6 protein-coding genes and 1 pseudogene are annotated in these 7845 nt (G+C 62.4%); 4 read left to right on the top strand and 3 right to left on the bottom strand.

Going from position 1 to position 7845, the window contains the following annotated elements:
• The 3 genes and pseudogenes from EN964_RS17365 to EN964_RS17375 form a co-directional block, all read left to right on the top strand.
• A pseudogene (locus tag EN964_RS17365) lies at nt 1–339 on the top strand (PTS sugar transporter subunit IIC); the annotation flags it as partial.
• 73 nt (nt 340–412) lie between these two features.
• Nucleotides 413–874, top strand: a complete 462-nt coding sequence (locus tag EN964_RS17370; RefSeq protein ID WP_127267974.1) for a PTS sugar transporter subunit IIA — start codon at nt 413–415, stop codon at nt 872–874.
• A 17-nt stretch (nt 875–891) separates the two neighbouring features.
• Nucleotides 892–1179: a PTS sugar transporter subunit IIB gene (locus EN964_RS17375; RefSeq protein WP_023809203.1), complete on the top strand. Its 288-nt coding sequence runs from the start codon at nt 892–894 to the stop codon at nt 1177–1179.
• Nucleotides 1180–1212: 33 nt separating this feature from the next.
• On the opposite strand, the gene EN964_RS17380 is transcribed toward EN964_RS17375, so the two are convergent.
• The 3 genes from EN964_RS17380 to EN964_RS17390 all read right to left on the bottom strand — a co-directional run bounded on the left by EN964_RS17380 (nt 1213) and on the right by EN964_RS17390 (nt 7468).
• Nucleotides 1213–2607, bottom strand: a complete 1395-nt coding sequence (locus tag EN964_RS17380) for a multicopper oxidase family protein (protein WP_127267973.1) — start codon at nt 2605–2607, stop codon at nt 1213–1215.
• 103 nt (nt 2608–2710) lie between these two features.
• Nucleotides 2711–6520 (bottom strand): methionine synthase, encoded by a 3810-nt coding sequence (metH, locus tag EN964_RS17385; protein ID WP_127272180.1) that lies wholly within the window; start codon nt 6518–6520, stop codon nt 2711–2713.
• A gap of 129 nt (nt 6521–6649) precedes the next feature.
• On the bottom strand, nt 6650–7468 hold the full coding sequence (locus tag EN964_RS17390) for an alpha/beta fold hydrolase (RefSeq protein ID WP_127272179.1): 819 nt from the start codon (nt 7466–7468) through the stop codon (nt 6650–6652).
• Between the two features lie 188 nt (nt 7469–7656).
• On the opposite strand from EN964_RS17390, the gene EN964_RS17395 reads away from it, so the two are divergent.
• Nucleotides 7657–7845: ABC transporter substrate-binding protein (locus tag EN964_RS17395; protein ID WP_164775858.1), on the top strand; the 189-nt coding region annotated here is incomplete at its 3' end.

The raw sequence follows: 7845 nt of genomic DNA on the forward strand, positions 1-7845 counted from the left end.
CCGCTGGTCAAAGGCAACGTGTTCCGCATGGTGGTGATCGGCACGGTGACGCTGGCCATCGGCTTCTACGTCGCCAACGCGCTGGCGCCGCTGTTCACCAGCGCAGCAGTCTCGTCGGGCTTCAAGCTGCCGGCGGACGCGCTGCAGATCACCTCGGTGGTCGACGGCTTCCTGTGGGTGCCTTACGTGGTCATCGAGGCGATCCAGGGGATGGGGCTTGTCGGCATCATCGTGATCGCAGTGGTCATCGCGGCATTGTTTGTCCTCTACCGCCGCAATCCGCTCGGCTGGGAGCGGGCCGCGGGCGCCGAGGACGAGCCGGCCGAAGAGACGGCCTGAACCTGATAGCGTCCACCCTCAAACCGATCGTGCGCCCTTCCCGCGGCGCACGATTTCATAGACGGAGCAAAGAATGTCCGACGGACTCATGCAGCTTCTGGACCCTGACGCGATCGTGCTCGGATCCGATGCCTCGACCAATGAGGAGATCATCCGCATCCTGGCGGGCCGGCTGGAGAGACTTGGCTATGTCAAAAGCAGCTATGCCGACGCGGTCGTGCGCCGCGAATTGACCATCCCGACCGGACTGCCGCTGGAACGCTCCGATAATGTCGCGGTGCCGCACACCGATCCGGAGCATGTGCTGAAGCCTGGCATCGCGATGGGCACATTGAAGCAACCAGTGACCTTCGCCAACATGGAGGATCCCGACGAGATGCTGCCGGTCGGCTTCGTCTTCCTGCTTGCCATCAACGACAAGGACAAGCAGATTGAGGCGCTGCAGGCCGTCATGGCCACCATCCAGAACCCGCAAGCCTTGGATGATTTGAGGTCGGCCAGAACCCTCGAAGACGTGCGAGCCGTACTCGGCTGAAACAAGGAGAAGCAGAGATGTCGAGACAGAAAACCATTCTCTTTGCCTGCGGCACGGGCATCGCCACCTCGACCGCGGTCAATGTCGCCGTCACCGAGGAAATGAAGAAACGCGGCCTCACCTTCAATGCCCAGCAGGCGAAGGCCACCGAAGTGCCCGGACTGGCCGACAATGTCGACTTCATCGTCGCAACCACCCCGATCTCCGCTTCGGTCACCAAGCCGGTGATCAAGGGCCTCGCCTTCCTCACCGGCATCGGCAAGGACAAGGTGCTCGACGAGATCGAGGCGCAGTTGCGCAAATGACGGCACAGACGCTACGCGCAGGCTGACGCGGCTTCACACCACCCTGACATAGCTCGTCATTCCCGATTTCTGGTGCTCGATGATGTGGCAGTGCAGCAGCCAATCGCCGGGATTGTCGGCGACGAAGCCGAGCTGAACCTTCTCGTTGGGCTGGATGAGATAGGTGTCGGAAATCACAGGCTGAACCTGGCGCGTCGAGGATGACAGCACTTTGAAGCTCATACCGTGCAGATGCATCGGATGAGATTGCGGCGTCAGGTTCTCCATGTCGATGACGTAGCTTTGGCCAAGCTTCAATTCGGCCAGTGGCGCGGTCGGGTCCTTGGTGTCGCCTGGCCACGGCACTTTGTTGAGGGCCCAGAAACTATAGCCAAGCGAACCGCAGATGCCATCGCTCGGGACGTTTTCCGCCGTGGCGCTTAGTGCCAGGGAAATATGCCTGGCACTGGCGAGATCCACTTCCGCCACCGGATTGAGCTCCAGCGGAGCAACATCGCGAATGTCCCGTTTGAGGGATTTTCCTGTCGCGCGCAGGGTCGCCAGGATTTTTGGCTTGGTGCCCCTGACGTCCCTCAAGCTGACCATCGCGCCTTCATTGTCGGGCATGCGTATGGCCAGCTCCATGCGCTGGCCGGGTCCGAGCAGCAAGGCGTCGGGCGAAAAACGCTCAGGCACCGGATTGCCGTCGAGCGCCATGACACTCGCCTCCGCACCGTCGACGCGGAAAGCGTAGATGCGCGTCACGTCGGTGATGGCGACACGCAGCCGCGCAAGTCCGCCGGCCGGCGCATCATATTGCGGCTGGTCGAGCCAGTTGGCGGTGCGTACCGTGCCGTAAGTGCCGGTTCTCGCGGCATCGCGCGGCCGGAACTGGTCGATGAACTGACCGTCGTCGCCGAGGCGCCAGTCGCGCAAATTGAGGACGATTTCGGCATCGAATTTCGGATCGTTGGGATTCTCGACCACGATCACGCCGGTCAGGCCATGGCCCATCTGCTCCAGCGTGTTGCAATGCGGGTGGTACCAGAAGGTGCCGGCATCGGGCGACGTGAAGGCGTAGTCGAAATGATCGCCGGTGTAGACGTAGGGCTGTACCAGAAACGGCACGCCGTCCATCTTGTTGGGAACGCGAATACCGTGCCAGTGGATCGTCGTCGGATCGTCGATCGCGTTGACAAGGCGTGCTGCGAAGGGCTCGCCCTTTTTCATCCTGAGCACGGGCGGCATTCCGGCGTTGCCATAGGTCAGCACATCCCTGGTCTGGCCGACATCCATCAGCTTCGCCTGGATCTTTGCCGTCTGCAAAACCACCGGCTCAGGCGTCGCGGCGGCCCAGCCACCAAGCCGGCCCATCGCCGAAAGCCCGATCCCGCCCGCGCCGGCAACCGCAGCCGTCTTCAAAAGCCTGCGGCGTGTGAGTAAGGTCATTCGGCGCTCCAACTATAAAGACGGCTGCCCGCGCAGGTGTAACCGCCGCGCCACGGATCACAAGCCGGCAACCAGCGCAAATTCTGTTGAACGCATGGCGCCGCTATTCAGCCGCCTCGGCATAGTGTGCCGGTACGTAGTTGAGGATGGGGCCAAGCCAGCGCTCTACCTCGGCCAATGGCATCGCCTTGCGGCGTGCGTAATCCTCGACCTGGTCGCGTTCGACCTTGGCGACGCCGAAATAATAGCTTTCGGGATGCGCCAGATAGATGCCTGATACCGAGGAACCCGGCCACATTGCATAGCTTTCGGTCAGGCTCACGCCTGCATTGCGCTCACCGTCGAGCAGCCGGAACAAAGTCGCCTTCTCGGTGTGATCGGGCTGCGCCGGATAGCCGGGCGCCGGACGAATGCCGCGATAGGGTTCGCCGATCAGTTCGTCCGGCGCCAGCGCTTCATCTGAAGCATAGCCCCAGAATTCCTTGCGCACCTTCTCATGCATCCGCTCGGCAAAGGCTTCGGCGAAGCGGTCTGCCAGCGCCTTGACCATGATCGACGAATAATCATCATTCGCTCGCTCGAACCGTTCGGCGATAGCCACCTCCTCGATGCCGGCGGTGACGATAAAGCCGCCGATGTAATCCGGCTTGCCGCACTCCGCTGGCGCGACGAAGTCCGCCAGTGCGACATTGGCCTTGCCGTCGCGCTTGGTCAGCTGCTGGCGCAAGGTAAAGAAGGTCGCCAGTTCCTGCGACCGCTTTTCGTCCGTGAACAGCCTGATGTCGTCGCCGACGGCATTGGCCGGCCAGAAACCGACGACGCCGCGCGGCGCGAACCATTTCTCGGCGATGATCTGCTTCAGCATCGCCTGCGCATCCTCGAACAGCTGGCGCGCGGCGGCGCCTTGCGCCTCGTCTTCGAGAATTTTGGGATAACGGCCCTTCAGCTCCCAAGTCTGGAAGAACGGCGTCCAATCGATGTAGCGCGCGAGTTCGGTGAGATCCCAGTTCACGAATACCTTGACGCCGGTAAAGGACGGCTTCGGCGGCTCGTAGGCAGACCAGTCGATCCGGTGCGCATTGGCCCTCGCCTTGGCCAGCGGCAGCCGTTGCTTGTCGGCTTCGGAGCGGGCATGCGCATCGGCGACCTTCTTGTATTCGGTGCGCACCGTGTCGACATAGCCGCCCTTGGTCTCGTTCGACAGCAAGGACGACACGACACCCACCGCCCGGCTGGCGTCGGTGACGTAGACCGTCTGGCCCTTGGTGTAGCGCGGGTGGATCTTCACCGCCGTGTGCACACGGCTGGTCGTCGCGCCGCCGATCAGCAGCGGAATGTCGAAGCCTTCACGCTCCATTTCCGAAGCCATGTGCACCATCTCATCGAGAGACGGCGTGATCAGGCCGGAAAGGCCGATGACATCGACATTTTGCTCACGGGCCGTCTGCAGGATCTTGGCCGCCGGCACCATGACGCCGAGATCGACGATCTCGTAGTTGTTGCAGGCGAGCACGACGCCGACGATGTTCTTGCCGATGTCATGGACATCGCCCTTGACCGTCGCCATCAGGATCTTGCCCGCTGTCTGGCGTTCGCCATTGTCGATGCCGTTGGCGGCGTTGGCCAGCTTCTCGGCCTCCATATGCGGCAGCAATCCGGCGACGGCCTGCTTCATCACCCGCGCCGATTTCACCACTTGCGGCAGGAACATCTTGCCCGCGCCGAACAGGTCGCCGACGACGTTCATGCCGGCCATCAGCGGGCCTTCGATGACATGCAGCGGCCGCTCGGCGGCAAGCCGCGCTTCCTCGGTGTCGGCGTCGATGAATTCGGTGATGCCGTTGACCAGTGCATGGCTGATCCGCTGTTCGACAGTCCATTCGCGCCAGGCGAGATCGCGCTCCTGCGCTTCCTTCCCGGCCGTGCCTTTGAAGCGTTCGGCAATCTCCAGCATGCGTTCGGTGGCGGTGCCGCCGGCCCTGGGCGCGCGGTTGAGCACGACGTCCTCGCAGGCCTCGCGCAGATCAGGCTCGATCGTATCGTAGACGGCAAGCTGACCGGCATTGACGATGCCCATGTCCATGCCGCGCTGGATGGCATGGTAGAGGAACACGGCATGCATGGCCTCGCGCACCGGCTCGTTGCCGCGGAACGAGAAGGACAGGTTCGACACGCCGCCGGAGATATGAACATGCAGCAGCGTCGCGGTGATCTCGCCGGCCGCCTCGATGAAGTCGACACCGTAATTGTCGTGCTCCTCGATGCCGGTGGCAATGGCGAAGACATTGGGATCGAAGACGATGTCCTCGGGCGGGAAGCCGGCCTGCTCGGTCAGGAGCTTGTAGGCGCGCGTGCAGATCTCGACCTTGCGCGCCTTGGTGTCGGCCTGGCCGTCCTCATCGAAAGCCATGACGACCACGGCGGCGCCATAGGCCCGCACCAGCCTGGCATGATGCAGGAATGCCTCTTCGCCCTCCTTCATCGAAATGGAGTTGACCAGCGGCTTGCCCTGCACGCATTTCAAGCCGGCTTCGATGATCTCCCATTTCGAACTGTCGACCATGACGGGAACGCGGGCTATGTCCGGCTCGGCGGCGATCAGGTTGAGATAGTCGACCATCGCCTTCTTCGAATCGATCAGCCCCTCGTCCATGTTGATGTCGATGATCTGCGCGCCATTGGCGACCTGGTCGCGCGCGACGTCGAGCGCGGCGACATAGTCGCCTGCCGTGATCAGTTTCCTGAACTTGGCCGAGCCGGTGACGTTAGTGCGCTCGCCTACATTGACGAACGGAATCTCGTCGGTGAGCGTGAACGGCTCCAGCCCGGACAGGCGCATCTTGGGCTCGATGTCTGGAATGGCACGTGGCGGATATTTCTTCACCGCTTCGGCGATGGCGCGGATGTGCTCGGGCGTCGAACCGCAGCAGCCGCCGACGACATTGACCAGTCCCTCGCGGGCAAACTCCTCGATCTGCGCGGCCATGAAGTCCGGGCTCTCGTCATACCGACCGAATTCATTGGGCAGGCCGGCATTCGGATAGGCGCAGGTGAAGGTGTTGGCGACGCCTGAAATCTCGGCCAGATGCGCCCGCATCGCATTGGCGCCGAGCGCGCAGTTGAGGCCGATGGTGAAGGGGCTGGCATGGCGCACCGAATGCCAGAAGGCGGTCGGCGTCTGGCCCGACAGCGTGCGGCCGGAGAGGTCCGTGATGGTGCCCGAAATCATCACCGGCAGGCGCACGCCCTTTTCGATGAAGATCTCTTCCGCTGCGAAGATCGCCGCCTTGGCATTCAGCGTGTCGAAGATCGTCTCGATCAGGATGATGTCGGCGCCGCCATCGATCAACCCGCGCAGCTGCTCGCCATAGGCGAGGCGCAGGTCGTCGAAGGTCACGGCGCGGTAGCCGGGATTGTTGACGTCGGGCGACATCGAGGCGGTGCGGTTGGTCGGCCCGAGTGCGCCGGCGACAAAGCGGCGCTTACCGTCCTGCTGCTCGGCACGAACAGCAGCGCGGTGTACCAGCCGCGCGCCATCGCGGTTCAGCGCGTAGACGGCATCTTCCATGCCGTAGTCGGCCTGTGCGATCGAGGTCGAGGAGAAAGTGTTGGTTTCGAGGATGTCGGCGCCCGCGATGGCGTATTGATAGTGGATCTCCTCGATCGCCCCGGGCTGCGTCAGGATCAGAAGATCGTTGTTGCCTTGCTGATGGCAGGCGCAGCCGGCGAAGGCCTCGCCGCGAAACTGGTCCTCGTCAAAGCCGAGGCCCTGGATCTGTGTGCCCATGGCGCCGTCGAGGATGAGAATGCGCTCGCGTGCTGCCGCAGTGAGCGCCGCAAGCACTTCCGAACCGTCGGGTTTTGCCGCTACGGGGCCGAACAATGCGTCCAGCGATGCAGAATTCTGCGACATTTTTTATCCCTTTGGCGACAGACCTTTTCATGTCACATAAGGATATCTTTATGTCAATATACGACAGATGCTCGCCATTGTCACCCCACCCATCACGAAGTGGGGTCTGAGGCGCGGTTTACTACGAACCTACGCTCTGTCGACGCTTGCCAGGAAGCGGGCGAAGATCGGATCAAAACGATCCGGCGAATCCCAGAACGGCGCGTGGCCGGATTTGTCGAGCAGATGGGCCTTGCCTTCCCATAGATTGGAGAATTTCACAGCGGAGACGAAATCGGTGTTGACGAATGGCTCGTCGATGCCGTTCAGAACGGCGATCGGCGGCGTCTTGCCGGCCACGATTTCGCGCTGGTTCCGGCCGGTGCCGGCCGCGAACTTTTCGAACATCAGGCGCCGCGCCCGCCCATCGGTGCGCGCCACCGTGTCGATGAGAAACGGCTCGAACGGCTCGCCGCAAGTGCTGCGCGCATAGGCCTCGACATCGGCGCCGCTGAAGGTTTCCTGCCCCGCGAGGTGCATATGCGGGCTCGGCTTGAATCCGTTGCCGACCTCCTCGGGCGAGACGGGCGGCGTGCCGGTGATCATCAGGCCAAGCAGGCCGGGAAAGCGGTCGATCATCTCAAGCCCGATATGGCCGCCGAGCGACCAGCCGAAGACGATGGCCTTGTCGATGCCGAGCAGCCCAAGCACTTCGGTCATGGCATCGGCATAGCCTTCCATGCTGTAGGAACGCTCAGGATCGATCGCATCGCCGGACGCTCCGTGGCCGGGCAGGTCGGGAGCGATCAGGTGGTAGCGCTCGCCCAACGGGCCGTCCAACTGGTTGCGGAAAACGGCGCTGGAAGATGAATTGCCGTGGATCAGCATGACAGCGGTGCCCTGGCCACTGGTCTGGCGCACCGCGATCTTGCCGTGGCTGGTGTCAAGGGTCTTCTGCGCGATCGTCATTGTCCGCTCCGTTATAATTGCCTTGTTTTAGTGCAGTTGCGCAGCAAAGCGCCACGGCTTCCATACCTTTGCGGGAACCATCTTCCCGGCCAGGTTGCGTTGAAAAATCCTTTTCAAATAAGAACAATTATGCGTAGATTGTCAATTATCCAACTCCCGATGAACGGGAGGAAACAGGGAACAGCACGATGAAGCCCAAATCCGCCGCAAGTCGAATCCGCCATATGCTGATGAGCACCACGCTGATCGGCATGTTTGCCGCATCAGCCGCCCCCGCCTTTGCCGACGTCGTCAAGATCGGCCTGCTTGCGCCGCTGACCGGCCCTGCCGCGGCGGACGGCCAGGAATTCCAGCGCGGCGTGCAGATGGCCATCGAC

Origin of the sequence: Mesorhizobium sp. M7A.F.Ca.CA.001.10.2.1 (assembly GCF_003998575.1) — a bacterium.
In the GTDB taxonomy this organism is placed as follows: Bacteria; Pseudomonadota; Alphaproteobacteria; order Rhizobiales; family Rhizobiaceae; genus Mesorhizobium.